The organism is Geomonas azotofigens, assembly GCF_018919395.1.
Taxonomy (GTDB): Bacteria; Desulfobacterota; Desulfuromonadia; order Geobacterales; family Geobacteraceae; genus Geomonas; species Geomonas azotofigens.
The window spans coordinates 218,547-244,744 of sequence record NZ_JAHLME010000003.1; the positions used below are offsets into that span (position 1 = coordinate 218,547).

At 65.0% G+C, this 26,198-nt stretch carries 24 protein-coding genes; 20 read left to right on the top strand and 4 right to left on the bottom strand.

Going from position 1 to position 26,198, the window contains the following annotated elements:
• Positions 1-65: 65 nt before the first annotated feature.
• From rlmN to coaBC, 13 genes are all read left to right on the top strand, one after another.
• Positions 66-1,100, top strand: coding sequence for a 23S rRNA (adenine(2503)-C(2))-methyltransferase RlmN (rlmN, locus tag KOL99_RS10805; protein ID WP_216510488.1), 1,035 nt, complete (start codon positions 66-68; stop codon positions 1,098-1,100).
• A gap of 64 nt (positions 1,101-1,164) precedes the next feature.
• Positions 1,165-2,028: an S-methyl-5'-thioadenosine phosphorylase gene (gene mtnP, locus KOL99_RS10810; RefSeq protein ID WP_216510489.1), complete on the top strand. Its 864-nt coding sequence runs from the start codon at positions 1,165-1,167 to the stop codon at positions 2,026-2,028.
• Positions 2,029-2,120: 92 nt separating this feature from the next.
• Positions 2,121-3,038 carry a PfkB family carbohydrate kinase gene (locus KOL99_RS10815; RefSeq protein ID WP_216510490.1) on the top strand — a complete coding sequence of 306 codons (918 nt, stop codon included), beginning with the start codon at positions 2,121-2,123 and terminating at the stop codon, positions 3,036-3,038.
• Between the two features lie 102 nt (positions 3,039-3,140).
• Positions 3,141-3,893, top strand: a complete 753-nt coding sequence (locus tag KOL99_RS10820) for a tetratricopeptide repeat protein (protein ID WP_216510491.1) — start codon at positions 3,141-3,143, stop codon at positions 3,891-3,893.
• Position 3,894: 1 nt separating this feature from the next.
• Positions 3,895-4,767, top strand: coding sequence for a helix-turn-helix domain-containing protein (locus KOL99_RS10825; RefSeq protein ID WP_216510492.1), 873 nt, complete (start codon positions 3,895-3,897; stop codon positions 4,765-4,767).
• Between the two features lie 247 nt (positions 4,768-5,014).
• Positions 5,015-5,395, top strand: coding sequence for a response regulator (locus KOL99_RS10830; RefSeq protein WP_012530095.1), 381 nt, complete (start codon positions 5,015-5,017; stop codon positions 5,393-5,395).
• Positions 5,396-5,451: 56 nt separating this feature from the next.
• Complete coding sequence (locus KOL99_RS10835; protein ID WP_216510493.1) at positions 5,452-5,895, top strand: universal stress protein; 444 nt, start codon at positions 5,452-5,454, stop codon at positions 5,893-5,895.
• Positions 5,896-5,983: 88 nt separating this feature from the next.
• A complete protein-coding gene (locus tag KOL99_RS10840) occupies positions 5,984-7,174 on the top strand; it encodes a hybrid sensor histidine kinase/response regulator (RefSeq protein ID WP_216510494.1) in 1,191 nt (396 codons plus the stop codon).
• 72 nt (positions 7,175-7,246) lie between these two features.
• Positions 7,247-7,654 carry a response regulator gene (locus KOL99_RS10845; RefSeq protein WP_216510495.1) on the top strand — a complete coding sequence of 136 codons (408 nt, stop codon included), beginning with the start codon at positions 7,247-7,249 and terminating at the stop codon, positions 7,652-7,654.
• 10 nt (positions 7,655-7,664) lie between these two features.
• Complete coding sequence (locus KOL99_RS10850; protein WP_216510496.1) at positions 7,665-9,245, top strand: NAD(P)/FAD-dependent oxidoreductase; 1,581 nt, start codon at positions 7,665-7,667, stop codon at positions 9,243-9,245.
• Positions 9,246-9,386: 141 nt separating this feature from the next.
• Positions 9,387-10,562 (top strand): 3'-5' exoribonuclease YhaM family protein, encoded by a 1,176-nt coding sequence (locus KOL99_RS10855; RefSeq protein ID WP_216511114.1) that lies wholly within the window; start codon positions 9,387-9,389, stop codon positions 10,560-10,562.
• 66 nt (positions 10,563-10,628) lie between these two features.
• Positions 10,629-11,258, top strand: coding sequence for an MBL fold metallo-hydrolase (locus KOL99_RS10860; protein WP_216510497.1), 630 nt, complete (start codon positions 10,629-10,631; stop codon positions 11,256-11,258).
• 9 nt (positions 11,259-11,267) lie between these two features.
• Positions 11,268-12,491, top strand: coding sequence for a bifunctional phosphopantothenoylcysteine decarboxylase/phosphopantothenate--cysteine ligase CoaBC (coaBC, locus tag KOL99_RS10865; RefSeq protein ID WP_216510498.1), 1,224 nt, complete (start codon positions 11,268-11,270; stop codon positions 12,489-12,491).
• Between the two features lie 95 nt (positions 12,492-12,586).
• On the opposite strand, the gene KOL99_RS10870 is transcribed toward coaBC, so the two are convergent.
• On the bottom strand, positions 12,587-13,507 hold the full coding sequence (locus tag KOL99_RS10870) for a zinc dependent phospholipase C family protein (RefSeq protein ID WP_216510499.1): 921 nt from the start codon (positions 13,505-13,507) through the stop codon (positions 12,587-12,589).
• 34 nt (positions 13,508-13,541) lie between these two features.
• Between KOL99_RS10870 and KOL99_RS10875 the strand changes: the two genes are divergently transcribed.
• Complete coding sequence (locus KOL99_RS10875; RefSeq protein WP_216510500.1) at positions 13,542-14,222, top strand: uracil-DNA glycosylase family protein; 681 nt, start codon at positions 13,542-13,544, stop codon at positions 14,220-14,222.
• Here KOL99_RS10875 and KOL99_RS10880 read toward each other — a convergent pair.
• Positions 14,219-14,635, bottom strand: coding sequence for a hypothetical protein (locus KOL99_RS10880; RefSeq protein WP_216510501.1), 417 nt, complete (start codon positions 14,633-14,635; stop codon positions 14,219-14,221). The genes KOL99_RS10875 and KOL99_RS10880 overlap by 4 nt on opposite strands.
• A gap of 170 nt (positions 14,636-14,805) precedes the next feature.
• Between KOL99_RS10880 and KOL99_RS10885 the strand changes: the two genes are divergently transcribed.
• A complete protein-coding gene (locus tag KOL99_RS10885) occupies positions 14,806-15,126 on the top strand; it encodes a BON domain-containing protein (RefSeq protein ID WP_216510502.1) in 321 nt (106 codons plus the stop codon).
• 295 nt (positions 15,127-15,421) lie between these two features.
• Here KOL99_RS10885 and KOL99_RS10890 read toward each other — a convergent pair whose 3' ends face one another.
• A complete protein-coding gene (locus KOL99_RS10890; RefSeq protein WP_216510503.1) occupies positions 15,422-17,461 on the bottom strand; it encodes an amylo-alpha-1,6-glucosidase in 2,040 nt (679 codons plus the stop codon).
• Positions 17,458-19,335 (bottom strand): malto-oligosyltrehalose trehalohydrolase, encoded by a 1,878-nt coding sequence (treZ, locus tag KOL99_RS10895; protein WP_216510504.1) that lies wholly within the window; start codon positions 19,333-19,335, stop codon positions 17,458-17,460. The genes KOL99_RS10890 and treZ overlap by 4 nt, the downstream gene beginning before the upstream one ends.
• 333 nt (positions 19,336-19,668) lie before the next feature.
• Here treZ and KOL99_RS10900 point away from each other — a divergent pair, with 333 nt between their 5' ends.
• From KOL99_RS10900 to KOL99_RS10920, 5 genes are all read left to right on the top strand, one after another.
• Positions 19,669-20,790 (top strand): NAD-dependent epimerase/dehydratase family protein, encoded by a 1,122-nt coding sequence (locus KOL99_RS10900; protein ID WP_216510505.1) that lies wholly within the window; start codon positions 19,669-19,671, stop codon positions 20,788-20,790.
• The gene (locus tag KOL99_RS10905) at positions 20,787-22,853 is read left to right on the top strand and encodes an NAD-dependent epimerase/dehydratase family protein (RefSeq protein WP_216510506.1); all 2,067 of its coding nucleotides are present in this window, start codon (positions 20,787-20,789) and stop codon (positions 22,851-22,853) included. The genes KOL99_RS10900 and KOL99_RS10905 overlap by 4 nt, the downstream gene beginning before the upstream one ends.
• The gene (locus KOL99_RS10910) at positions 22,853-23,824 is read left to right on the top strand and encodes an MDR/zinc-dependent alcohol dehydrogenase-like family protein (protein WP_216510507.1); all 972 of its coding nucleotides are present in this window, start codon (positions 22,853-22,855) and stop codon (positions 23,822-23,824) included. The genes KOL99_RS10905 and KOL99_RS10910 overlap by 1 nt, the downstream gene beginning before the upstream one ends.
• 13 nt (positions 23,825-23,837) lie before the next feature.
• A complete protein-coding gene (locus KOL99_RS10915; protein WP_216510508.1) occupies positions 23,838-24,839 on the top strand; it encodes a Gfo/Idh/MocA family protein in 1,002 nt (333 codons plus the stop codon).
• Positions 24,840-25,052: 213 nt separating this feature from the next.
• On the top strand, positions 25,053-26,198 hold the full coding sequence (locus KOL99_RS10920; RefSeq protein ID WP_216510509.1) for a glycosyltransferase family 4 protein: 1,146 nt from the start codon (positions 25,053-25,055) through the stop codon (positions 26,196-26,198).

The following is a 26,198-nucleotide window of genomic DNA, read 5'->3' on the forward strand; positions in this document are numbered from 1 at the left end:
TCCGAAGCAGGTTCAGGCAGATCAAGAGCCCTTCGCGAGAAGGGCTTTTTTAGTATCCGGAAAGCATGGAAAAGACCGATATAAAGAATTTGACCCTCTCCGGGCTGGAGGCCTACATCTCCGGCCTCGGCAAGGAGCGTTTCCGCGCCAAGCAGATCTTCAAGTGGCTCTACCAGATGGATGCCATGGATTTCGACGAGATGACCAACGTCTCCAAGGAATTCCGTTCGGTGCTCAAGGAACGGGCCGAGATCAGCAACCTCCTTCCCGAGGCCGTGGAGGCCTCCGAAGACGGCACCAGGAAGTACCTGTTCCGGCTGCGGGACGGTGCCGCCGTCGAGAGCGTCCTCATCCCCGACGAGGGGCGGAACACGCTCTGCATCTCCAGCCAGGTCGGCTGCGCCATGAAGTGCGCCTTCTGCCTGACCGGCACCTTCGGCCTGTCGCGCAACCTGACCACGGCCGAGATCGTGAACCAGGTCTGCGCGGTGAAGCGCGAGCACCCGGTGAACAACATCGTCTTCATGGGGATGGGGGAGCCTCTGGCCAACCTCGGGGGCGTGATCCCGGCGGTGAACATCCTCACCGACCCGGACGGCTTCCAGTTCTCCACCCGCAAGGTGACCGTCTCCACGTCGGGGCTGGTCCCCGAGATGGCGGAACTGGGGCGCGGCTGCACCGTGAACCTCGCGGTCTCGCTGAACGCGACCACGGACGAGGTGCGGGACCAGATCATGCCCGTGAACCGGGCGTATCCACTGAAGGAGCTCCTGGCGGCGTGCAAGGCGTTCCCGCTCCCTTCGCGGCGCTGGATCACCATCGAGTACGTCATGATCCGCGACCTGAACGACACCCTGGACGACGCCAAGCGCCTGGTGCGCCTGATCAGCAACATCCCGTCCAAGGTGAACCTGATCCCGTTCAACGAGCACGACGGCTGCGGCTTCAAGAGCCCGACCCAGGAGACCATCGACCGCTTCCACAAGTACCTGCTGGACAAGCACGTCACCGTGATCACCCGCTCCAGCCGCGGGGGGGACATCTCCGCAGCCTGCGGGCAGTTGAAGGGGAAGCTGGACCAGGTGCGGCAGCAAGGGTAGCCGCGCGGGGATAGCGCGGCGGCACGAACCGTAGTTAATAATTCAATGACGCTGGAGGTAGCGTATGGCTAACGAGGTAATCGGGGTAATCGGCGGCAGCGGCCTGTACGAGATGGAGGGGATGACCGGGGTGACCCAGGTGACCGTGGACACCCCCTTCGGCCGCCCCAGCGACGAGTACGTCACCGGGACGCTGGACGGCGTGCGGATGGTCTTCCTGCCGCGCCACGGCAAGGGACACCGCTTCACCCCCAGCGAGGTGAACTACCGCGCCAACGTCTACGGCATGAAGAAGCTCGGGGTCACCCGGATCATCTCGGTGTCGGCGGTGGGAAGTCTCAAGGAGGAGATCGTCCCGGGGCATATCGTGGTGCCGGACCAGTTCATCGACCGTACCCGGGGCTTCAGGAAGGACACCTTCTTCGGCAACGGCGTGGTCGGCCACGTCCAGTTCGCCGATCCGGTCTGCGGGGAACTATCCGAGATCCTGTACCGGTCGGCGGGCGAGGTGGGCGCCACCGTGCACAAAGGTGGGTGCTACGTCTGCATGGAGGGGCCCGCCTTCTCAACCCGCGCCGAGAGCCACCTGTACCGCTCCTTCGGCGCCTCCATCATCGGCATGACCAACCTCACCGAGGCGAAGCTGGCCCGGGAGGCCGAGATCTGCTACGGGGTCATCGCCCTCTCCACCGACTACGATTGCTGGCACGAGTCCCACGACGACGTCTCGGTGGAGGCGATCATCGAGATCATCAAGAACAACGTCGCCACGGCGAAAAAGATCATCCGCCAGGCCGTGGCCCAGGTCGCCGCCGGCCGCGGCTGCGCCTGCGGCGACGCCCTCAAGTACGCGGTGATCAGCGACACCTCGGTGATCCCGGTCGAGACCCGCGAGAACCTGGAGCTGATCCTCGGCAAATACCTGTAACGCCTGTCCCGGCGCCCCCGCTCGAAGCGGTGGGCGCCGGTTTCATCTGGAAGCTCTAACCAACCCTGATCCCGCAGCACACCGGAGGCTTCATGAGCATACTTGTCGTTGGATCCGTCGCGCTTGATTCTGTGCAGACCCCCTTCGGGGAGAGGGACCGTGTCCTTGGCGGCTCGGCCACCTACTTCTCCACCTCGGCCAGCTTCTTCACCGACGTCAACCTGGTCGCGGTGGTCGGGGAGGACTTCCCCGAGGAGCACACCCGCTTCCTCACCTCGAGAAACATCGACCTCACCGGGCTGTCCCGGGTTCCCGGCCAGACCTTCCACTGGAAGGGGCGCTACGGCTACGACCTGAACGAGGCGCAGACCCTGGAGACCCACCTCAACGTCTTCGAGAGCTTCAAGCCCGTGATCCCCGAGTCGTGGGCCGACGCGCAGTACCTGATCCTGGCCAACATCGATCCCGAGCTGCAGATGGAGGTGCTGAACCAGGTGAAGCAGCCGCGCGTGGTCGCCTGCGACACCATGAACTTCTGGATCTCCTCCAAGCTGGAGGCGCTCAAGAAGGTGATCAGCCGGGTCGACTTCCTGATCATCAACGAGGGCGAGGCGCGCCAGCTCTCCGGCGAGGTGAACCTGGTCAAGGCGGCCCGCGCCATCATCGCCCTCGGGGTGAAGAACCTGATCGTGAAGCGCGGCGAATACGGCGTGCTCATGTTCAACGGCCACTCCGTGTTCGCGGCTCCCGCCTATCCGCTGGAGGAGGTCTTCGATCCGACCGGCGCCGGGGACACCTTCGCCGGCGGTTTCATGGGGTATCTCGCCAACACCGGCAACCTCTCCGAGGAGGGGGTGCGCCAGGCGATCATCTTCGGTTCGGTCATGGCTTCCTTCAACGTCGAGGCCTTCAGCCTGGACCGCCTGAAGACCCTGACCTACCCCGAGATCGAGGCCCGCTACCGCAGCTTCAAGAACATGACCCATTTCCAGGGGGTGGGGGAGCTGTAACACCGCGCCGGCATTGCGTCCGGTAAGAGGCTCCTCATTGACAATGATCATCATATCTGTTAATTTTTGCTGGTGCATTTCCCCCAGTATCCCGTGAGGTTTATGATCCGTCCCAGAACCTTCATGTTGGTTGCCCTCCTCCTGCTTGCCTCGGGATGTGCCTTGAGCCAGGCTGAGAAGAACAAGTCCATCTACCACTACCAGATGGGGCAGTCCTTCTTTGCCGAAAACAACTTCACCGGCGCCCTCCAGGAGCTGACCGAGGCCGAGAAGCTCACCCCAAAAGACCCCGAACTGCTCAACCTGCTGGGGCTCACCTACTTCCGCAAGGGTCGCTACGAGCTCGCGGAGGCCAAGTACCTGAAGGCGCTTGATCAAAGGGAGAACTACTCCGAGGCACGCAACAACCTCGGGGTGAACTACCTGGAGATGAAGCGCTGGGACGACGCCATCGCCCAGTTCAAGGTGGTGCAGGAGGACCTCTTCTATGCCGGGCAGGACAACGCGGCGGGGAACCTCGGGCTCGCCTACCTGGGCAAGGGGGACTACCAGCAGGCGCTCGCGGTGCTGCGCGGCCTGGTCGCCAAAAACGGCAACGATCCGCGCACCAGGTTGAACCTCGGCCGGGTCTACTTCGCCATGGACAAGACCGAGCTCGCCGTCGACGAGTACCAAAAGGCCCTGCGCCTGAACCGTTCCTACGCGAGCGCCTACTACCACATGGGGCTTGCGCAGATGAAGTTGAAGGACGCCGAAGCGGCCAAGAGCGCCTTCCAGGAAGTGGTGCGGATCTCCCCCGATTCCGAAATGGGGCAGCTCTCCAGGGAGTACCTGGACCTGCTCAAGGTGAGGTAACGTGGCTGAGCCAGAGGTTGAAAGCGGCGAGGAAGTACCGGTTGGGGAGTACCTGCGCCGTGTCCGTGAGGCGAAGGGGCTCCAGCTGGAAGAGGCGTCGCGCGTCACCAAGATCGGCAAGAACTACCTTGCCGCCATCGAGCAGGGGGAGTTCCAAAAGCTCCCCAACGCCGCCTACATCAAGGGCTTTCTGAGGCTCTACGCCGGCTTCCTCTCCCTTTCCGGGGACGAGGTGGTGGCGCGCTACGAGAGAGGACTCACCCCGCCTTCCGGAGCCCAGCCCGAAGCGAGCGCCCCGCGTGCGGCGCACGCTCCGCAGGCGCAGGGGATGGCGCCGCAGACCGGGATCGATACCCTGGAGCGGGCCAAGATCCGCGCCCCCGGCCGCTGGATCGTCCCGGCGCTGCTTCTGGGCGCCGTAGTGGTGGCGGCACTCTTTTTCACCGAGGGAGAGCCGCCCCGGGTGCAGCCCCCCCCGAGCGCTCCGGCCCCCGCCGCCCCGCCGGCGCCGGCACCGGCGGCACAGCCCGTGCAAAAGCCGATGAGCAGCGCGCGCAACGAGGCCGCCGCCCCGCTGCCGGCCGGGACCGCGAACGCCCCGTCGACACCCGCCGGCAAACAAGCCGGCGTCGTGCTGAAACTGCGCTTCAACCGCGACAGCTGGCTCAGTATCACCATCGACGACAGCATCACCCAGCGCTACGACCTCAAGGCGGGCGACCTCATCGAGTGGAAGGGGCAGCGCTCCTTCGCCCTGGACCTGGGCGACGGCGGTGCCGTCGAGGCCGAGTTCAACGGGCGTCCGCTCAAGCCCTTGGGCGAGGCGGGCAAGCCGGCCCACGTGGAACTAAAGGGTGACCAGGCGGCGCCGTGACGGCTGCGACCGTCGTGAACGGGGCGACTTCTTCCCCGAGGGCATGACCCTTTAATGGGAACCGTGAGAACGCCGACGCCGCCAGGTCCGGACGTGGTCCAATCCTCTCAATCGCAGCAAGCGTTGCCGTACGCGGAGTTAGACCTTCGCGAGATAATCGCGCGCCTGGCGCGCAACCGCGCTTGACACATCTACTCGCAGTGTTAGAATCATTCCTGCAGTTTTTAATAAGAATCTGGAGCCGATCTTGCCAAAGCAGCCGAAGCGAATACTGGTAGTAGACGACGAGGAGAATGCGCGCATCGGCCTCTCCCGGTTGCTGGCCAAGGAAGGTTTCCTGGTAGACAGTGTGGCAAACGGATTCGAGGCGCTCAACTACCTGCGCGAGCAGGAGGTGAACCTGATCGTCACCGACATCAACATGCCGGAGATGAACGGCATCACCTTCTTGAAAGAGCTGAACCGCAGCTACCCGTCGAGCAACGTGATCATGATAACCGCCTACGGCGGCGTCGAGTCCTACATCGAGGCCATGAACCTGGGCGCCTTCGAGTACATCAACAAGCCGGTGAAAATCGACGAGTTGAAGTCGATCCTGAAAAAGATCTTCAAGGAAACGAGCCACTGACCCAAGGCGCGGAGCCGGGCCCGACGCCACCAACTCGCAGCACAGCGGGGGAGCAGATGCCAAACTTCGACAAGATTCTCTTCGCCACCGATTTCTCCGAGAACTCCGACCACGCCTTCGAGTACGCGCTCACCCTGGCCAAGCAGTTCAACAGCCGGTTGACCATTATCCACGTCATCAACGAGCCGGTGGACCTGCGCGGCTTCTACGTCCCGCACGTCTCCTTCGAGAACCTGGAGAAGGAGATCGAGGAGGGGGCGCAGAAGATGATGGCGACCTTCGTGACCAACAACGTGTCCGGTTTCAACAACTACGAGACGGCCATCGTGACCGGCGTGCCCTGGGAGGAGATCCTGAGGCGTGCGGAAGCGGACCGCTCTTCCTGCATCGTTTTGGGGACCCAGGGGAGAAGCGGCATCGATCACCTGCTGTTCGGCTCCACCGCCGAGCGCGTGGTGCGAAAGGCCCATTGTCCGGTAGTCACCGTCAGGCTCCCCTGACGGCAGCGGCATACATCCATGCGGGGCAGCGTTCGCTGCCCCTTTTTTTTGACGACTGCGATCTTAATTGGAAGGAGCAGCCCCCGACATGACCACCACGGATAAAGAGCCGCGCGGTCGCGTGTTGATCGTCGATGACGAGAAGGTCATCCTCGATCTCACCGGCATCATCCTGAAAAACCGCGGCTACCAAGTCTTCACCGCCCTGAGCGCGCAGGAGGGGTTGGCGACCATCGAGGTCGAGCGCCCCGAGCTGGTCCTTTTGGACTACATGATGCCCAACATGGACGGCCTCACCGCGCTCAAGGAGATCAAGAGGCTCTACCCCGACACCTACGTGATCATGTTCACCGGCAAGGGGAGCGAGGAGATCGCCGTCGAGCTGATGAAGGCCGGCGCCTCCGACTACATCCTCAAGCCGTTCAACAACCAGGACCTCGTGGAAAGGATCGAGAGCGTCCTGAAGCTGCGCGGCATCGAGCTGCAGAACAAGGCCCTTTTGAGCGAGCGCGAGAGGCTTCTGGCCGAGATCGCGGACTGGAACCGCGAGCTGGAGGCCCGGGTGCAGGAGAAGAGCGAGGCACTGTCCCGCGCCCAGGCCGAGGTGGTGCAGTCGGAGAAGCTCGCCTCGCTTGGCTACCTTTCCGCCGGCATGGCGCACGAGATCCGCAACCCGCTCAACTCGATCGCGCTCTTCGTGCAGCTCATCAAGGGGGGGCTGGACGAGCCGGAGCGCCAGGAGTACGTGGAGAAGATCCTGAAGGAGGTGGACCGGATCGACAACATCCTCGGCAAACTCCTGGACGCCTCCAAACGCCCAAGGTTCGAGATCAGCGAGGTGCGCATGGACCGCATCCTGGAGCACACCCTGGAGGCCTTCACGCCGCAGCTGCGCCAGAAACGGATCAAGGTGGTGCGCGACTACAGGAACATCCCTCCCGCGATCAAGGCCGACCCGATGGAGATAGAGCAGATCTTCACCAACCTGTTCCTAAACTCCATCCACGTCATGCCCGAGGAGGGGACCCTGACCGTCGAGCTGGACCAGGACCAGGATTACATCAACCTGAGGGTCTCCGACACCGGCCCTGGCATCCCGCCGGAGAACCTCCCCAACATCTTCGATCCCTTCTTCACCACCAACAGCCGCGGCACCGGCCTCGGCCTCTCGGTGGTGCTGCGCATCGTCAAGACGTATCGCGGCAAGATCGAGGTGGAGAAAAGCGACCCAAGCGGCACCACCTTCGCGGTGCGCCTGCCGCTCAACGCGCCGAGGTAAGGGGCGGTTTTCACTTTTCATTTCGGCCGCATTTTTGTATGATGTCGCATTCCATCATGCCTTGAGGTCGAGATGACAGCAGAGAACAGGGGCAAGATCCTCCTGGTAGACGACGACAAGTTCTTCCTGAAGGTGATGTCCGACGCCTTCACGGGCGCGGGCTTCTCCGTAGTGACCGCGGCGGACGGCGTCCTCGGGGTCGAGGCGTACGCCGCCGAGACCTTCGATGCGGTGATTCTCGACCTGGTCATGCCCCGGATGGGAGGGGTGAGCGCATCACTGGAGATCGGGCGCCTGGCCAAGGAGCCGGACCCGATCATCATCCTGCTGACCTCCATGTTCCAGGGCGCCCCGCACGAGCACCCCATTCCCGAGATGGGCGCCAAGGTGCACATTCCTAAATCCACCCCACCGCTGGACATCGTCATCATTGTCGAACAGCTCCTGGAAAGAAAACGGCGCGGCACCGGCGCCGCCTGACGGACACCCCATGCCATTTCTGCTACGTAACCTCACCCTGAGCCCGGGGGTGGAGGAGAGTGCGCTACGCCCGCTGGCCGCTGCCAAGCTGGGCGTGCGCGAATCTGAGATCTCGGCGCTCACCCTGGTCCGAAAGGGGGTGGACGCCAGGAAAAAGGGCGCCATCAAGCTGGTGTACACGGTACAGGTGACGCTCCGGGACGAGTCGCGGGTCCGCCCATACGGCGACGTCGCGCGGGTCGAGGCCGGCGCGCCTGCGCGTTTCCCGAAGCTCGCCTCCCCGGAGCGCACCGTCATCGTCGGCATGGGGCCGGCCGGGCTCTTCGCGGCGCTGCGGCTCGCGCAGTACGGCCTCACGGCGCGCATCCTGGAGCGTGGCCGCGACGTGGACCGGCGCGCCTCGGACGTGTCGCGCTTTTGGCGCCTGGGCGAGCTTTGCGAGCAGAGCAACGTGCAGTTCGGCGAGGGGGGTGCCGGGACCTTCTCCGACGGCAAGCTCACCACCAGGGTCAAGGATCCCAATTGCGGCTGGGTGCTGGAGCGCCTGGTCGAGTTCGGCGCGCCCCCCGAGATCCTCTATGCGGCCAAGCCCCACATCGGCACCGACCGGCTGCGCGCGGTGGTGCGCGGCATGCGGGAGCGCCTGATCGAGAGCGGCTTCCGGGTCGGCTTCGAAAGCCGGCTGACCGGGATCGGGATCGGCCAGGGTGGGGTGAACGCCGTGATGGTGAACGACGCCGACGAGGAGCCCTGCGACTCCCTGGTGCTGGCGCCCGGGCACAGCGCGCGCGACACCTATTCGCTTTTGCACCGGCTGGGAGTGGCCCTGGAGCCAAAGCCGTTCGCGGTGGGACTCCGGGTGGAGCACCCGCAGGCCCTGATCAACGAGATCCAGTACGGCCGCAACGCGCATCCCTCGCTGCCGCCGGCCGAGTACGCGCAGACCTACAACAACGAGACGACCGGGCGTTCCGCCTACTCCTTCTGCATGTGCCCCGGCGGGGTGGTCGTGGCGGCCGCCTCTGAGGCGGGCGGGGTGGTGGTGAACGGCATGAGCGGCTACCGCCGTAACGGCCCCTACGCCAACAGCGCCCTGGTGGCCACGGTTGGTCCGGCCGACTTCGCGGGTGACTCGCCGCTGGCGGGTGTCGAATTCCAGCGCGAGCTGGAGCGCCGGGCCTTCGCCGCGGGGGGGGGAAGCTACCGGGCGCCGGCCCAGAGCCTGCTCGACTTCATCGGGCGAGGGGGAGGGCGCATCCTCTCCAGCTACCGCCCCGGGGTGACCGAGTACGACCTCGCCTCGCTGCTGCCGGCGCCGGTAGCCGCGACCCTTAAGGAGGGGATCGAGCACTTCGACCGCAGGATGCGCGGCTTCGTCAGCGCCGAGGCGACCCTGACCGGGGTCGAGACCCGGACCTCCGCTCCCTTGCGCATCGTCAGGGGGGCGGACCTGCAGTCCCTGAGCCATCGGGGGCTCTACCCGACCGGGGAGGGCGCGGGGTATGCCGGGGGGATCATGAGCGCCGCCCTCGACGGCATCCGCGTCGCCGACGCCATCGCGGCCAGGATCGCCGCGGGGTCGCGGCCTTGAGAGCGTGTAGCGAAGAACGCGGGAGGCCCGCGAAGAGCGGACAGGGACTCCGGGGCTGACACCGAAAGTTTTAACGACATTTCGCAAGGAAAAAATACGGAGCCGACTGCCCCAGAACGGGGCTTTCATTACAAGGAGTGTATTTTGAAAAAAACCGTTGCCGAAATAAAGGACCGTGACGTCATCGAAGCGGTCTTCCTGGTCAAGGAGAAGATCGTCGCCATGGCCAAGAACGGCAAGCCGTACCTCACCCTGAAGCTGATGGACAAGACGGGGGAGGTGGACGCCAAGGTCTGGGACAACGCCGACCAGGTCGGCGCCCTCTTCGACCGCAACGATTTTCTCGCGGTGAAGGGTAAGGCGAGCGTTTACCTCGGCAAGATGCAGCTGATCGTGTCCGAGCTGAAACGGGTCCCCGAGGAGTCGGTCGCACTCGCCGACTTCCTTCCCGAGACCGATAGCGACATCAGCGCCATGGTCGGCGAGCTGCACGCCCTGGTGGCGAGCCTCACCGACCCCGACCTGGCGCGGCTTCTGCGCTGCTTCTTCGAGGACCCGGAGCTCATGGCCCAGTACCGCACGGCGCCGGCCGCCAAGGGGATGCACCACGTCTACCTGGGAGGGCTCCTGGAGCACTCGCTCGCCGTGGCAAAGCTGGTCGACGCCATGGTGCCGCTCTACCAGGGGCTAAACCGCGACCTGCTGGTGACCGGGGCGCTCCTGCACGACATCGGCAAGGTGCGCGAGATGACCTACCTGCGCTGCTTCGACTACTCCGACGAGGGAAAGCTCCTCGGCCATATCACCATCGGCGTGGAGATGCTGCAGGAGCGGATCGCGCTGCTCCCGGGCTTCCCGGTCGAGCTCGCCATGCTCCTAAAGCACATGATCCTGTCGCACCACGGCCAGTACGAATACGGCTCCCCCAAGCGCCCCAAGACGCTGGAGGCGACCATCCTCAACTACCTGGACGACCTCGACTCCAAGATCAACGGCATCAGGACCCACATCCGCAAGGAACCGGACAACCCGTCGCGCTGGACCTCGTACCACCGCCTCTATGACCGCTACTTCTTCAAGGAGAAGCCGCTCTCGGAGCAAGCGGGAGGGGAGCGTCCCACGGATTCGGCCCCCCTCGAGAGCTACGCGGAGTGCCTGGAGCCTTCGGAGTTGCTACCGGAAACGGTGCCCGCCCCGGCTCCGCCAGCCAACGAGCCCGCAAGGCCCGCGCCGGAAAGGCCGCGCCAGGACCAGCGCGGTGGTGACCAGGGGCGCAAGGCCTTCAGCAACAACCCCTTCGCCGTCCTGAAAAAGTGACGGCAGACCGCATCTACCGGAGAGCCCCCGCCGCGCACCAGGGGCTTCCAGCACGGAGGAATTGCCATGTTATTTGAGACCATAGTGGTGGGCCCGCTTGGGGTGAATTGCTTCATCCTCGGTGACAAGCAGAGTAACGAGGGTATGGTGGTCGATCCCGGCGCCGACTGCGAGATGATCCTCGCAGCGGTGAACCATTTCGGCATCAAGGTGAAGTACATCGTCAACACCCACGGCCACTTCGACCACATGGGCTGCAACCGTACCTTGAAGGAGAAGACGGGCGCGCAGCTTCTGGCCCACAAGGAGGACGTTCCCTTCCTCCTGAACGCCTCCCGTTCCGCCCAAAAGTACGGGCTGACCGTGGAGAACTCGCCGGCGCCGGATGCCTTCCTGACCGACGGCATGAAGCTGGAGCTCGGGCGGCGGGTGATCGAGGTGCTGCACACCCCGGGGCACACCCAGGGCGGATGCTGCCTCTACCTGGCCAACGAGAAGCTGGTCATCACCGGCGATACCCTGTTCGCCGACTCGGTCGGCCGTACCGACCTCCCCGGCGGCAGCCACGACCAGCTGATCCAGTCCATCAAGACCAAGCTCATGCCGCTCCCCGACGACACCGTTGTCTGGCCCGGCCACGGCCCCTCCAGCACCATCGGTCAGGAGCGGAGCTTCAACCCGTACCTCAACGAGTAGGGGGAGCACATGCTGAAAGGCAAGGAGATCGTTCTCGGGGTGACCGGCGGCATCGCCGTCTACAAGGCGGTGGAGTTGTTGCGCCTGCTGGTGAAGGCCGGCGCCAGCGTGCACGTGGTGATGACCAAGTCAGCCACCGAATTCGTGACGCCGCTCACCTTCCAGACCCTGTCCCAAAACCCGGTGCACCTGGAACTCTTCAACCTGATTTCCGAGGAGAAGATCGGGCACATCGCCCTCGCCGACCGCGCCGACCTCTATATCATCGCCCCGGCCACGGCCAACTGCATCGGCAAGCTGGCCAACGGCATCGCCGACGACCTCTTGACGACCACGGTCATGGCGACCAGGGCGCCGGTCCTGATCGCCCCCGCCATGAACGTCAACATGTACCGCAACACGATCTACCGGGAGAACGAGGCGCGCCTGAAGGCCCACGGGTACCTCTTCGTCGCCCCCGCCTGCGGCATGCTCGCCTGCGGCTATGAAGGGGAGGGGAAGCTGCAGGCGCCCGAGGTGATCTTCGAGGAGGCCATGGCGGCCCTGACCCCCAAGCGCCTGGCTGGGGAGAGGATCCTGGTCACCGCGGGTCCGACCCTCGAGGAGATCGACCCCGTGCGCTACATCAGCAACCACTCCTCCGGCAAGATGGGGTACGCCATAGCGCGCCAGGCGCGCCTGAGGGGGGCGGAGGTGACGCTGGTGACCGGCCCGAGCTGCCTCGCCCCGCCGCTCGGCGTGGAGGTGATCCGGGTGCGGAGCGCGCAGGAGATGCGGGCCGCGGTGCAGGGGTGCCTGCCCCGGATCGATGTCGTCATCAAGGCGGCCGCGGTGGCGGATTACCGGCCCAAGACGCGTGCCGGCGAGAAGGTCAAGAAGAGCCAGGAAAGCCTCACCATCGAACTGGAGAAGAACCCGGACATCCTGGCGGAGCTCGGCGCCGACAAGGGGGAGCGGATCCTGGTCGGTTTCGCCGCCGAGACGCAGGACCTGGTCCAGAACGCGGGGGCGAAGCTCAAGGGGAAGAACCTGGATCTGGTGGTGGCCAACGACGTCTCCCAGGAAGGCGCGGGTTTCAACGTGGACACCAACATCGCCAAGCTCTTGTTCAGCGACGGTCGCGTCGAGGAACTCCCCATGATGGGGAAAGAGGAACTGGCGGGGGTGATCCTGGAAAACGTGGCGACGTTGCGCGGGGAAAAGCGGGGCGCGGGCGACCGGAAGACGTCCTAGCAGGGAGCGGCATCGCTGTAGGGGCGAATAATCATTCGCCCACGCCTTTTTGCAGGAGCATCGAACCTGTTGCTAAGGTGGGTTAAAGAGATGCGCTACTTCGACAGAATCTGCAGCAGCAGTTCCGGCTCGCAGATCGCTTCCTTCAGTTTCAGCTTCAATTCGTCGAGCTCGGCGTAGGCCTGGGGTTTTGTTATCTTTCCGGTGCGGTACAAGAGCCTCAGGTTCTTGCGCACCGCTTCCGCCGCCGCCAGTGCCCGCTCGCCGGTCGGATCGGCGTGGAAGAAGCGGGAGGATTCGTCGTTGTTCAGGAAGTCGAAGACCGCTTCCTGGGCCAGCTGCATGTACTCATCCCGGTCGTTTTCCTCCAGGGCGTAGCGCGAGGTGTCGGACAGGGTCTGCAGGATGCTCTGCCATTTCTCCAGGCGGCTCACCAGCAGGATGGAGTTGAAGATCTTCTTGTTGGTGCCGAAGGAGAAGATGGTGTCCGAGAGGACCTTGCGCAGCAACTGGTCGTTGCTGCTGAAGTGTTCCAGCGAAACCTTCTTCGCGGTCTCCCAGATCTCCTTTTCCACGTAGTTCTCGAAGCGCATCTCCCAGTAGGCGTGTTTCAAGGTGAGCGACGAGAAGCTGCGCATCACCTTGTAGGGGACATAGTAGTTGTGAGCGATGCAGTCGGCGGCCAGGTGGGAGAGGTACCCGTAGGCGCAGGCCTGCTGCGCGGGATCGCCCGCCTTGTCCAGGACACGGTGCCCGATGCGCCAGCGATGGCAGTGCTGCAGGTAGTGGGTGAACTTCTTGCCCAGGGTGATGTCGGCGGCGATGGTGCCGTAGAGGAAGTCGTAGGGATGTGCCGCGATGATGGCGGCGACGGCAGGTTTGAGCGCGTCGAGATTGTTCAGCACGTTCATGCCGAGCTGAAGGTGCACACCGGCGCCCCAGGCGAGGGCCTGTTCGGGGAGCGCCAAAACCAGCAGGGATGTGACGAGCAGTAAAAGCGGCATGCTTTCGAGCATAGTTAATGAAACCGGAAATGTAAAGGGGTTTGGGATGGCGGAGATGGAGGAGCGGGAGCTGTTGTTGCGCTCGCTGAAGGGGTACCTGGTGGACCTGGCCGACAGCGGCGTCGATGAGCTTGCCTACGGCTGCGGGCCCAGCACGGTCCCACCGTTGGCGGCAGCTGTTTCCGGGCCGACCGCCGCTCCCGCGGTTGCGGCCGCCGCGGGTCCGACTGCTGAGCCCGCCGAGCCCATCGTATCCGCCGGACCCGCCGGACCGCCGGTATCCGCCGCGTCAGGCGAGGAGCCGCCGTGCCGCCAGGACGGCGACCCGCGGGCACGCCTGCTCTTCCTGATGACGGGCCCCGGGTACACCGGAGCGGCCGGGGACCTTTTGGCAAAGATCATCGGCGCGATGAAATTGAGCACCGACCAGGTCTGCCTGCTGAGCTTCGATGCCGGCGCCGACGCCGACGCCATGGCGCGCGGCGTCGCCCAAAGGCTCGATGCCGTGGCACCGGAGGTGGTGGTTACGCTGGGTGAGGAGGCGACCCGCCTGGTCCTTGGCGGGAAAGCTTCCCTGGAGCGGGTGCGTGGCCAATGGCAAGACGTTGGGGGGAGGGCGGTGATGCCGACCCTGCACCCCGAGCTCCTGCTGGAGGACGAGGGGCTGAAACGCCACGTATGGGAGGACATGAAGCTCGTCATGCGCCGGCTGGCGGGTGCATCCTAGCGCGGGGTGGCGCACGACTTCAACCTGCCGGTTTCGAACAGCGCGATGGGCTGCTGCTCGACGCAGGTCTTGCCGTCCACCTCGACCCGCGTGGCCAGGACGCAACTTTCCAGCTTGCCGGAAGGGTAGAAGCTGATCAGGCCGTACTCGTTGCAGGCCAGCCCATCGTAATAGAAAAAGTTCTTGGTGATGCAGCTTTTCAGCATCCCTAGCTCATAGAATTCCGCAGTCGAGAGGAGGTTGCAGGTCACACCGCTCAAGAGAGTGATGTCTTTCAAGTTGCACGACCTGAGATCGCCGTTGGGATAGTAGACGATGTCCGAGCCCGGATTGCAGATGGACGCGTCCAACGCCACTGCCCGCTCTGTCCCGACAGCCAGCAGGAAAAACAGGATCAGCAGTATCTGCTTCATAGATCACCTCCAGTGACCGTGTTGGCTCCCCCCCTCGATTCACCCCGCCAAGTATAGAATCCTCGTCGAATTATTCAAATCAAGCCGGTCCCGATTCTTGACTCTCTCCTTTGATTGGCTATCCTTAATCGGCTTCGAAGCACCAAAATTCCGCGAGAAAGGAGATCGTCATGGGAAAAGCAAAACGCATCGTCACGGTCCTTATCAGCGCTTGCCTGCTCACCTCCTTGGCCGGGTGCAGCCACACCCACACCACGAAACATGAAACGGCCGGGGAGTACGTCGATGACTCTGTCATCACCACCCGTGTCAAAGCCGCCATCTTCGACGAACTGGCGCTGAAGACCTTCCAGATCAACGTGACCACCTACCAGGGTGTGGTGCAGTTGAGCGGGTTCGTCGACTCGGCAGTGAATGCCAGGAAGGCCGGTGACATCGCCCGCGGTGTGAAGGGAGTAAGGGAAGTGAAGAATGACCTGATCACCAAGTAGCGGCACAAAAGAAAAGCCCCCTCCCTTGCGGGAGGGGGCCATTGCCTGTTAGTGATGTGCCCTGCTGTGTGATTTGCTCTGGCCTGCCTGCCCGCCTGCTTGTTGTTTAGACCTGCCCGATTTTCCGGATTCTCCGGATTCCTCACCGCCACGCTCTTTCCCGAAGGACTTCATGACGTCGGCCATGTTGCCGTATTCACGGTCTTCCATTTTCTGGATTTCATCGAGGACCTAGGCGAAGGCCGCGGTGAGCGTGGTCAGAAGCGCCGTGATCTGGAAGATCCGCATCCCGCCGTTACTGCGCGGTCTTCAGCCAGCAGCGCAGCATCTCCGCCACGCTCCAGGCCTGGGCGATGCAGCCCCTCGGGTTGTAGGGGTGCTCGGCGTCGAAGATCTCGCTGATGGAGCCGATGCACTGCTGGTTCAACTGCTGCACCAGGCCGTCCAGGAAGGTCCGCGCCGCGCCGACATCGTCCGGGTGGAGCTTGAGCCAGGAGTCGATGAAGGTGCCGATGAGCCAGGGCCAGACGGTCCCCTGGTGGTAGGCGGCGTCGCGGGCCCTGAGGTCGCCGTGGTAGGTCGGCTTGTAGTCGGGGTGACCGGGGGCGAGGGTGCGCAGACCGACCGGCGTCAGCAGCCGCTGGCGCACCGTTTCCAGTACGTTGGGCCAGCGGTCCCGCTCAAGGACCGGGTAGGGGAGCGAGATGGCGAAGAGCTGGTTCGGGCGGCAGGCGTTGTCGTCGCCGAGTTCGCCGTCCACCACGTCGTAGAGATAGCCGCCGTCGCCATACCAGAAGCGCTGGTTGAAGGATCGGTAGGTCTGGTCGGCGTAGGCGCCCAACTGGCGCGAGTACTGTTCGTCCCCCAACTGCTCGGTCCACTGCTGCATCAGGCGCAGGGCGTTGTACCAGAGCGCGTTCAACTCGACCGCCTTGCCGCGCCGGGGCGTCACCACCCAGTCCCCGACCTTGGCGTCCATCCAGGTGAGCTGGTATCCCTCGGCCCCCTGCTTCAGGAGGCCGTCGCTTGGATCGACGCCGATGCCGAAGCTGGTGCCGCCGAGGTGCCGGTCAATGATCTCGCGCATCTGGGGCATGATCATGTGCAGCGTGGCGCGGTCGCTGGTGTACTCCAGGTAGCGGTTCAGGGCGTGGAAGAACCACAGGCTCGCGTCGGCGGTGTGGTAGAGCCCCTCGCTGTGCCCCTCGGGGAAGAGGTTGGGGATGAGTCCGTTCTTCACGTAGTGGGCGAAGGTGCGCAGGATCCACCCCGCCTCGGTGTGGCGCCCCGTGGCCAGGGTGAGCCCCTCCAGCGAGATCATGGTGTCACGCCCCCAGTCGGTGAACCAGTGGTAGCCGGCGATCACGGTGCAGACCTCGTCCCCCATGGCGTGGGCGCGCACGCTTTCCTTGTGGCGGCCGGCCGGGGTGATGATGAACTGGTCGGTGGCCAGTACCAGTTCGGCGGGGAGTCCCTGGCGCGCCCTCGGGTCGGCAGCCGCCAACAGCAGCCGGCGCCGCTCCCGCTCCATCTCCAGGGCGGCCGCCGGGGCGAGCGCCGCGATGGTCTCCCAGGTTTCCGTCGAGGCGGTGAGCGCCGCGTCCTGGCCGATGCCGAGGTCGACCGCGAAGTAGCCGGCGGTCCAGAGCGTCCCGAGAGAATCGTAGCCACGGGCGCTCTCGACGTCGTAGAAGATGTCGGTACTGTGTTTCTCCTCCAGGGTGAAGTTCCCCCTGTGGCCGTCGATCACCAGGCGCAACTGCGGCGAATTGGCGCCGGAGGAGATCTGGTAGCGGTTCTGCACCGCGGTGAACATGTAGGGATCGTCGGAGACCTGATCCACCGAGGCGTCGTGGGGCCGGAACTGCAGGTAGGGCTGCAATTTCAGGCGCACCATCTTCTCCCCGGAGATGAGGCGGTAGATGAGGTGCACCGTGTTTTGCCGGTGCACCATGACCAGTTGCTTCTCGATCACGGTGCCGTTGATCTCGTAGCGCCAGACCGGCAGGCCGTCTTCGAGCCTAAATCCCGTCAGGTACTCCATGCCGTGGAAGTCGAGCCCCGCCTCCTTCTGGTCGCCGCCGAAGCGCACCATGGTCCCGTCGGGAAAGCGGATCGCCTCGGTGAGCCGGTTCAGCATCACGATGCGCCCCATGGGGGAGGGGTAGGCGGCGATGAGCAGGCCGTGGTAGCGCCGGGTCAGCGCGCCGCAGACGGTCCCCGAGGCGTACCCCCCAAGGCCGTTGGTCAAAAGCCACTCCTGCTCCAGGAGTTGCCGTGTCTTCACTTCCTCGTCGTTGCGGTCGAAATGGAATTCCCGGGTCACCGTGGTCATGACTGGTCCCCTCCCTTAGGCGCCGGAATCAGTACCAGCGTTGCATATCCCTGCAGGCGCCAGAATTTCTCGGTGTCGAGCTTCGCTGTGCCGGAACCGCCGTACTCGACCCGTTCACTGCTCCAGAGTACCTCCCAGGCGCGCCCCAGCGGGGGCGCCAGCATCGGCTCGGGGATCGGCACCAGGTGCTGTTCACGCCCGAGGTTCACCAGCACCAGGCGCTGTTCCTCGTCAAGGAAGTAGCGCAGCAGAAAGCCCGAAACCCCGAGTACTGCCCCCTCGATGTGGCAGGCGTAGCCACGGCTAAAGACCGGGTCCTCCCGTCTCAGGCGGATCAGGTCGCGGTAGAGCGCGTAGACCTTGCCGTGGCGCTCGCGCTCCCTCAGGTCGAGGCGCGACTGCTGGAAGGTCTCCAGTTCGTAGGGCTTGTCGATGGTGTCGATCACCTCGGGGGAATCGACGTTGGTGAACTGCTTCAGGAACTCGATGCGGCCGGCGTGGACCTGCTGCGAGGTCTCCCGGCTTAAGTCGGCGAAGTACAGGAACGGCGCGCTGGCGGCGAACTCCTGCCCCTGGAAGATCATGGGGGTCTGGGGCATGAGGAACAGCACGGCGGTCATGGCCCTTAGTGCCGCCGGGTTGGTCAGCCGGTCGATGCGGATGCCCCAGGCGGAGTTGCCGATCTGGTCGTGGTTCTGAATGTAGTTGATGTAGCTGCTGGGGTTGTTCCCCATGGTGGGGGAGCCGCGCAGTTTCCCCTGCCAGAAGTAGAACTGCCCCTGGTACAGGTAGCTCCACTTGGCGCAGGAGATCATTTCCTGGGGGGAGCCGAAGTATTCGGAGTAGTAGGCGTCGTGGTAGCCGGTGAGGGCGACGTGGGCGCTGTGGTGGAAGTCGTCGTTCCAGACCGCGTCCATGCCGAAGCCCCCTTCCTCCCTGGGGCGCAGGCAGCGGTAGTCCTGGTCCTCGTTCTCGGCCACCAGCAGCAGGCGGCGCTGGCCGGCGCGTTCACGGGCCCGGCTGGTGATGTCCCCCAGGATATGGATCTCCGAGTTGTCGATGATGGCGTGGGTGGCGTCGAAGCGCAGGCCGTCCAGGTGGAACTCCTCGATCCAGTAGGCCGCGTTGGTGATGAAGAACTCGCGCACAGCTTCGTTGTGCCTGCCGTCAAAATTCATCACCTTGCCCCAGTCGCTTTCGTTCTCGCCGTAATAGTATTCGGAGAAGCGAGCCAGGTAGTTCCCCTCCGGGCCGAAGTGGTTGTAGACCACGTCCAGCAGGACGCCCAGGCCAAGGCCATGGGCGCGGTCAACGAAGCTGCGCATTTCGTCGGGCGTGCCGTAGAGCCGGGTGGGGGCGAAGTGGTTGACCCCGTCGTACCCCCAGCCGAACCTGCCGGGAAAGTCCGCCACCGGCATCACCTCGACCATCGTTATGCCGAGATTCTTGAGCGCCGGGAGCTGCTCCTCGGCGGCCCGCCAGGTCCCTTCCATGGTGAAGGTGCCCAGGTGCAGCTCGTAGATGACGTGCCCCTCGCGCTCCACCCCCGGCCACCCCTCGTCGCTCCAGGCGAAGCTTGCGGGATCGACCACCTGGGAGGGGCCGTGCGGGCCTTCGGGCTGGAAACGGGACGCCGGGTCGGGGAAGCTCTCGCCGCCGTCCAGGCGGTAGCGGTAACGCGAGCCGACCTGCGCCTCGCGGCAGACCCCGGAAAAATACCCTTCCTCCTCGGGGGCGAGTCCGGTCGCCTGCAACTCGGGGGAACCCTCGAGCACCACCTCCACCTCCCGGTGCCCGGGAGCCCAGACCCGGAAATGCGCCCCTTGCGTCGTTATTTCCGCCCCGATCGGCATCCGTCTCTGAACCGCTGCCATCGCCCCTCCCGAGCCGTGAGTGTCCTGAAAAATTAACACGCTTTAAAATAACACACTCCGCGAATTTTAAAACCGAAGCGGCGGCACGCCGTCTTCATGTGCCTTGGTTCCTGTCGCTGGAAAGTCGCCAGCGACGCAACTGCTCGGGGCGGGAGGGGAGGCGATGAGCCCCATCTCCGCCATCTTACTGGGGGAAAGAGCGATTTTTTGCGGCAGGTGGTTTGACAGAAAAACCGTCACTGTTAGTATTGAGTTTTGTTAATTTGAATCTATTAACTTGCTGCTAATTAGATGACCGCTACCGCAGATATCTCACCCCTCAGGGAGGATCCTATGTCAGGGAGCGTTCTTATCACGGGTGGGGCCGGATTCATCGGTTCCCACCTGGCGGACGAACTGCTGCGTCACGGCTACCGGGTGCGCGTGCTGGACAGCCTGGTGCCGCAGGTTCACGGCCCCGATGCCGGCCGCCCGGCGTACCTCGATCCGGAGGTCGAGCTGATCAAGGGGGACGTGCGTGACCCGGCGGCGGTGCAAAAGGCGCTGGCCGGCACCGAGGCGGTGTTCCACTTCGCCGCCATGGTGGGGGTAGGGCAGAGCATGTACGAGATCGAGCGCTACACCTCGGTGAACAACTGCGGCACGGCGGTGCTGCTCGAGGCGATGGCGCAGGTCCGCGGTGAGCGCAAGTTGATCGTGGCCTCCAGCATGAGTATCTACGGGGAAGGACGCTACCGGGACGGCAGCGGGGCGTACTACGACGACGTGAGACGGGAGGTAGGCCAGTTGCAGGTGGGGAACTGGGAGCCGCTGCTTGGAGATCGCGAGCCGCTCATTCCGGTCCCGACACCGGAAGAGAAAGCCCCGTCGCTCGCCTCGGTGTACGCCCTCTCAAAGTACGACCAGGAACGCATGGCGCTCATCGTCGGGGGATGCTACCGGATCCCGGTGATCGCGCTGCGCTTTTTCAACGTCTATGGCACCAGGCAGGCGCTTTCCAACCCCTACACCGGGGTGCTGGCCATCTTCGCCTCCCGGCTCATGAACGGCAACCCGCCGCGCATCTTCGAAGACGGTCGGCAGCAGCGCGATTTCGTCAGCGTGCACGACGTGGTCACCGCCTGCCGGCTGGCGCTGGAGGTGGACCAGCAGAAACAGCAGCTCTTCAACATAGGAAGCGGCGCCAACATCTCCGTGCTGCAGGTGCTGGAGCGCTTCTGCCAGGTGCTCAACATGGACTCCGTCGAGCCCGAGATCACCGGCAGCTACCGCGCCGGCGACATCCGCCACTGCTTCGCCGATATCAGCAGCGCCCGGGAGGTGCTGGGCTACGTCCCCAGGGTCAACTTCGAGGAGGGGCTCAGGGAGTTGGCGGGATGGCTGGAGGGTGAGGTGGCGATAGACCGGGTCGCCCAGGCGCACGCTGAGCTGGCCCAACGGGGACTGACACTATGAGCCGGCCGGGTGTGGAGTCGCTGCCGGAGAAGTTCGGCATGGTCGAATGGTTCCGTCCCGGCGAGCGGGAGCGGGTGGAGCGGGTCCTTGCCGACATGAAGAAGCTCGGGGCGAAGCGGTTGCGCACCGGCATCTCCTGGGCCGACTGGTACACGAGCGAGGGGCGGGAGTGGTACGACTGGCTGGTGCCGCGCCTTTCCCGCGAGGTGGAGCTCCTTCCCTGCGTGCTCTACACGCCGCCGTCCATCGGCATCGAACCGAAGACCTCCTCCCCGCCGAAAAGGGGCAGGGATTACGCCGATTTCATCGATCTCTTCATCACCGCCTTCGGAGAGCACTTCGAGTACGTGGAACTTTGGAACGAGCCCAACAACTTAAGCGAATGGGACTGGACCCTGGACCCGCACTGGACCGGCTTCGGCGAGATGATCGGGGCGGCGGCCTACTGGGCCAGGAAGCGCGGCAAGAAGACCGTGCTCGGCGGGATGAGCCCCATCGACGGGCACTGGCTCTGCCGCATGTTCGACTTGGGGGTGATGGAGTACATCGACGTGGTGGGGATCCACGGCTTCCCCGACATCTTCGACTACACCTGGAAGGGGTGGGGGAGAAATATCGCGATGGTGCGTGAGATCCTCGACGAACACGGCGCCCCCTGCGAGATCTGGGTCACCGAGGCGGGCTTCTCCACCTGGCAGCACGACGAGTTCAAGCAGGCCCGGGTCTTCCTGGAGTTCCTGGAGGCGCCGGCGCAGCGCCTGTACTGGTACGGCGCCGACGACCTGGACCCGGGGCTGGCCGCGGTGGACCGGTTCCACCTGGACGAGCGTGAATACTATTTCGGCTTTCGCAAGGCGGACGGCACACCCAAGCTGCTCTACCGCCTGCTCGAGGAGGGGAAGGTGACGGCCCTGAAAAAGGTCGGGGAAGTGGCGACGGCGGCACCGGTGCAGATCGGTGCAACCGGGGACAGGGCGATCCTGGTCACCGGCGGCGCCGGCTTCATCGGCACCAACCTGGTGCACCGCCTGACCCGCGAGGGAAAAAGGGTCATCGTCTACGACAACCTGTCGCGCCCCGGCGTGGAGGAGAACCTCCTTTGGCTCAAGGAGAACTGCGGCGACCGGCTCGAGGTTAGGATAGCGGACACCAGGAACCACCTGGCGCTGCACGACGCCATCGCCCAGTGCTCCCACGTGTTCCACTTCGCCGCCCAGGTCGCCGTCACCACCAGCATCGACAACCCGGCCGCCGATTTCGCCATCAACGGGCAGGGGACCTTCGCCCTTTTGGAGGCGATCCGCACCGCGAAGGAGCGTCCCTCGCTGCTGTTCACCTCGACCAACAAGGTCTATGGCGGCATCGAGGGGTGCCGCATCCGCAAAAACGGCACCCGCTACCAGCCGCTCGACCCGGAGCTCAGGCGCTACGGCTTCGGCGAGGGGACACCGCTTGATTTCCTGAGTCCCTACGGCTGCTCCAAGGGGTGCGCCGACCAGTACGTGCTCGACTACGCCCGCAGCTTCGGCATCAGCGCCGCCGTGTTCCGGATGAGCTGCATCTACGGGCCGCACCAGTATGGCACCGAGGACCAGGGGTGGGTGGCACACTTCGCCATCCAGACGCTGAAGGGTGAGCCGATCACCCTCTACGGCGACGGCTACCAGGTGCGCGACCTCCTCTTCGTCGAGGACCTGGTCGACGCCATGTGCCGCGCCGCGGCGGTGATGCCGGAGATCTCCGGCCAGGCCTTCAACATCGGGGGCGGCCCGGAACGCGCCGCGAGCCTTTTGGAGCTTTTGGACCTGCTGCGCGACCTGCACGGCTCCCTGCCCCCGATCAGCTTCGACGACTGGCGCACCGGGGACCAGCGCTACTACGTCTCCGACACCAGGAAATTCGCCGCGGCGACCGGGTGGACCCCACGGCACTCGGTGCGGGAGGGGGTGGAGCGGCTTTACCGCTGGCTGTGCCAGTCGATGGGTACGCCGCCGCGCGGCGCCGAGAGCGCCATAGATGGGAAGAGAAAAAGCTACCCGGCTTCGGCAGTGGAGGCGATGTGATGAGCGAGATGATGCAGGCGGCGGTGATCACCGGACCGGGCGAGGCCGCCGTGGAGTTGGTGCCCCGTCCGGAACCGCAGGCGGGAGAGGTGCTGGTGGCCCTGGAGGGATGCGGCGTCTGCGCCTCGAACCTCCCCTTGTGGCAGGGGCGCAGCTGGTTCAATTACCCGGCCCTTCCCGGCGCACCCGGGCACGAGGGGTGGGGGAGGGTGCGGGCCCTGGGAGAAGGGGTGCAGGGAGTGCGGATCGGCGACCGGGTCACCTTTCTCTCCTACAACGCCTACGCCCAGTACGACCTGGTGCGGGATGACGCCCTGGTGAAGATCCCGGCCTCGCTGGACGGGCAGCCTTTCCCGGGCGAGCCGGTCGGCTGCGCCATGAATGTGTTCCGGCGCTCCGCCATCGAACCGGGGCAGACCGTGGCGCTGATCGGCGCCGGCTTTTTGGGCGCCATCTTCACCGCGCTCGCCACGGCGCGCGGCGCGCACGTGATCGCCATCTCCCGCCGCGGCTTCGCGCTGGAGCTCGCCAGGCGCTGCGGCGCCGAGGAGACCGTGGTCCTGGACGAGCACCAGCGGGTCATGGACCGGGTGCGGCAGTTGGCCGGGGAGCGCGGCTGCGACCGGGTCGTGGAGGCCACCGGGCACCAGTGGCCGCTGGATCTCGCCGGGGAACTGGTGCGGGAAGGGGGCAAGATCGTCATCGCCGGCTACCACCAGGACGGGCTGCGCCAGGTAAACGTCCAGCTCTGGAACTGGAAGGGGATCGACGTCATCAACGCGCACGAGCGCGACCCGCGCGTCTACCTGGAGGGGATGCGCGCCGGCATTGCCGCGGTCGAGTCGAGGATGTTCCCGCTCAAGGAGCTGATCACCCACAGTTTCGGCCTCGACGAACTGGGGCGCGCCTACCAGGCGCTGGAAGGGCGTCCCGACGGCTTCCTGAAAGGGATGATCCGCATCGAGCATTAGGAAAGGGGAAGGGATGAAGAAGAAACAGGCATTACCGAGGCTCGGCTTTCTCGGCACCGGCTGGATCGGCCGGCACAGGATGGAGGCCATCGTGAAAAGCGGGGAGGCCGAGGTGGCCGCCATCGCGGACCCCTGCCCCGAGAACGCCCGGGACGCGGGGACGCTCGCTCCGGAGGCGCCGATCGTGGAGTCGCTGGAGGAGCTGCTCGAACTCGACCTGGACGGCGTGGTCATCGCGACACCGAGCGCGGGACATTGCTACCAGTCGCTGCGCGCCCTGGACCGCGGCCTGGCCGTTTTCTGCCAGAAGCCCCTGGGGAGAAACGCGGAGGAGGCGCGGCTCGTGGTGGGGGCGGCGCGGGCGGTGAACCGGCTCCTCGGGGTCGATTTCTCCTACCGTTACACCGACGCCATCCAGAAGATGCACCAGCTGGTGAGTTCGGGCGAGCTGGGGCAGGTCTACGCCGCCGACCTCGTCTTCCATAACGCCTACGGCCCCGACAAGGACTGGTTTTACGACCCGGAGCTCTCCGGCGGCGGATGCCTCATGGATCTGGGCAGCCACCTGGTCGACCTTGCCCTCTGGTTCTTCGGCTACCCCCAGGTGCGCAGCGTCTCCAGCTCGATCTTCGCCGGCGGTGAGCGGCTGAAGGTCGGTTCCGGCAAGGTCGAGGACTACGCCGTGGTCTCCCTGGTGCTTGAGGACGGTCACGCGGTGCGGGTGGCCTGCTCCTGGAACGTCTCGGCGGGACGCGACGCGGTGATCGAATCGAGTTTCTACGGCACCCACGGCGGCGTGAGCTTCAAGAACGTGCAAGGTTCCTTCTACGACTTCGTGGCGGAGCGTTTCCGCGGTACCTCGTCGGAAACCATCGCCGCCCCCCCGGATGAGTGGGGGGGGAGGTGCGCCGTCGCCTGGGCGCGCCAGTTGAGATTAGGAGGGAACGGCTTCGATCCTCAGGCGGAGCAACTGGTCCGGGTGGCCGAGGTGCTCGACGCCGCCTACGGCAGATGATCAAGGTAAACCGGTAAATAGATACACCGATACAGCGATACGACGATACGCCGCGCCAGGCGGCGCTGCAGCAAGCCCCCCGGCTTCAGCCGGGCATGGGAGCGGCTGTCGCGCCGCCTGAAACGGCCGCTTCATCTCATGAGATGAAGAGGGCTTAGTGGCTAATATTTCGACCGATTCTTTAACCACGCTCCATCCTGGGATTTTTTATTCATGAACAAAGCCGTTCCCCCCACAGCTGCAAACGATGCTCCCCTTGCCGGTGCACCGGGATTGATACTGATGACGGCCGATCCCATCGGGGGGGTCTGGAACTACGTCCTGGAACTTTGCCGCGGACTGGCCCCCCACGGGGTCAACATCGCCCTCGCCACCATGGGGCGCCCCCTTTCCCCGGGGCAGCGCCGGGAGGTGGCGGACGAGGCCAACGTCACCCTGTTCGAGAGCGGGTACCGGTTGGAGTGGATGGACGACCCCTGGGTCGACGTGGAGAAGAGCGGCGAGTGGCTCCTGGCCCTTGAGGCGGAGCTCAAGCCCGACCTGGTGCACCTAAACGGCTACGTCCATGCCGCGCTCCCCTGGCGCAGCCCGTGCCTGGTCGTGGCCCACTCCTGCGTCCTCTCCTGGTGGGAAGCGGTGCGCGGCGAGCAGGCGCCGCAGCGGCTGGACGACTACCGGGCCCGGGTCTCCCGGGGGCTGGCCGCTGCCGACCTGGTGGCCGCCCCCTCCTCGGCGATGCTCGACTGCATCAGGAGGCTTTACCTGCCGCTCCCCGACGCGCAGGTGGTCTACAACGCCCGCGGTCGCACCCGGTTTCGTCCCGGCATGAAGGAGGATTTCATCCTCTCGGTGGGGCGGGTCTGGGACGAGGCCAAGAACATCGGCGCCCTGGTGCGTAACGCTTACGATCTCCCCTGGCCGGTGTACGTGGCGGGTGAGATCAACCAACCCGGCGGCGGGGCGGCCAACGTCGATGGTGTGAACCGGCTCGGCTTCCTGGCCCCGGAATCGCTGGCACCCTGGTATGCCGCCGCCGCCATCTACGTGCTCCCGGCGCGCTACGAGCCTTTCGGCCTCACCGTTCTCGAGGCGGCCCAATCCGGCTGCGCCCTGGTGCTCGGTGACATCCCCAGCCTGCGCGAGCTCTGGGATGGCGCGGCCCTCTTCGTCGACCCGGAGTCGGCCATGGACCTGCAGAAGCAGCTGCGGGCCCTCTGCGCCGACCGCAACCGCCAGGCGAGCTTGAGGGAGAAGGCGCTGGAGCGAAGCCGCAGCTTCTCCGCCGCCAAGATGACTGACGGCTACCTCGATCTCTACAGTCGGCTGCGCGGCGGCAGCGCTCCCCGGGAGGAAGGCTGA

What these genes read in the sequence shown, in the direction of transcription:
- rlmN (WP_216510488.1), top strand. Translation starts at nt 66, where the DNA reads ATGGAAAAGACCGATATAAAGAATTTGACCCTCTCCGGGCTGGAGGCC.
- mtnP (WP_216510489.1), top strand. Translation starts at nt 1,165, where the DNA reads ATGGCTAACGAGGTAATCGGGGTAATCGGCGGCAGCGGCCTGTACGAG.
- KOL99_RS10815 (WP_216510490.1), top strand. Translation starts at nt 2,121, where the DNA reads ATGAGCATACTTGTCGTTGGATCCGTCGCGCTTGATTCTGTGCAGACC.
- KOL99_RS10820 (WP_216510491.1), top strand. Translation starts at nt 3,141, where the DNA reads ATGATCCGTCCCAGAACCTTCATGTTGGTTGCCCTCCTCCTGCTTGCC.
- KOL99_RS10835 (WP_216510493.1), top strand. Translation starts at nt 5,452, where the DNA reads ATGCCAAACTTCGACAAGATTCTCTTCGCCACCGATTTCTCCGAGAAC.
- KOL99_RS10840 (WP_216510494.1), top strand. Translation starts at nt 5,984, where the DNA reads ATGACCACCACGGATAAAGAGCCGCGCGGTCGCGTGTTGATCGTCGAT.
- KOL99_RS10845 (WP_216510495.1), top strand. Translation starts at nt 7,247, where the DNA reads ATGACAGCAGAGAACAGGGGCAAGATCCTCCTGGTAGACGACGACAAG.
- KOL99_RS10850 (WP_216510496.1), top strand. Translation starts at nt 7,665, where the DNA reads ATGCCATTTCTGCTACGTAACCTCACCCTGAGCCCGGGGGTGGAGGAG.
- KOL99_RS10860 (WP_216510497.1), top strand. Translation starts at nt 10,629, where the DNA reads ATGTTATTTGAGACCATAGTGGTGGGCCCGCTTGGGGTGAATTGCTTC.
- coaBC (WP_216510498.1), top strand. Translation starts at nt 11,268, where the DNA reads ATGCTGAAAGGCAAGGAGATCGTTCTCGGGGTGACCGGCGGCATCGCC.
- KOL99_RS10870 (WP_216510499.1), bottom strand. Translation starts at nt 13,507, where the DNA reads ATGCTCGAAAGCATGCCGCTTTTACTGCTCGTCACATCCCTGCTGGTT.
- KOL99_RS10875 (WP_216510500.1), top strand. Translation starts at nt 13,542, where the DNA reads ATGGCGGAGATGGAGGAGCGGGAGCTGTTGTTGCGCTCGCTGAAGGGG.
- KOL99_RS10880 (WP_216510501.1), bottom strand. Translation starts at nt 14,635, where the DNA reads ATGAAGCAGATACTGCTGATCCTGTTTTTCCTGCTGGCTGTCGGGACA.
- KOL99_RS10885 (WP_216510502.1), top strand. Translation starts at nt 14,806, where the DNA reads ATGGGAAAAGCAAAACGCATCGTCACGGTCCTTATCAGCGCTTGCCTG.
- KOL99_RS10890 (WP_216510503.1), bottom strand. Translation starts at nt 17,461, where the DNA reads ATGACCACGGTGACCCGGGAATTCCATTTCGACCGCAACGACGAGGAA.
- treZ (WP_216510504.1), bottom strand. Translation starts at nt 19,335, where the DNA reads ATGGCAGCGGTTCAGAGACGGATGCCGATCGGGGCGGAAATAACGACG.
- KOL99_RS10900 (WP_216510505.1), top strand. Translation starts at nt 19,669, where the DNA reads ATGTCAGGGAGCGTTCTTATCACGGGTGGGGCCGGATTCATCGGTTCC.
- KOL99_RS10905 (WP_216510506.1), top strand. Translation starts at nt 20,787, where the DNA reads ATGAGCCGGCCGGGTGTGGAGTCGCTGCCGGAGAAGTTCGGCATGGTC.
- KOL99_RS10910 (WP_216510507.1), top strand. Translation starts at nt 22,853, where the DNA reads ATGAGCGAGATGATGCAGGCGGCGGTGATCACCGGACCGGGCGAGGCC.
- KOL99_RS10915 (WP_216510508.1), top strand. Translation starts at nt 23,838, where the DNA reads ATGAAGAAGAAACAGGCATTACCGAGGCTCGGCTTTCTCGGCACCGGC.
- KOL99_RS10920 (WP_216510509.1), top strand. Translation starts at nt 25,053, where the DNA reads ATGAACAAAGCCGTTCCCCCCACAGCTGCAAACGATGCTCCCCTTGCC.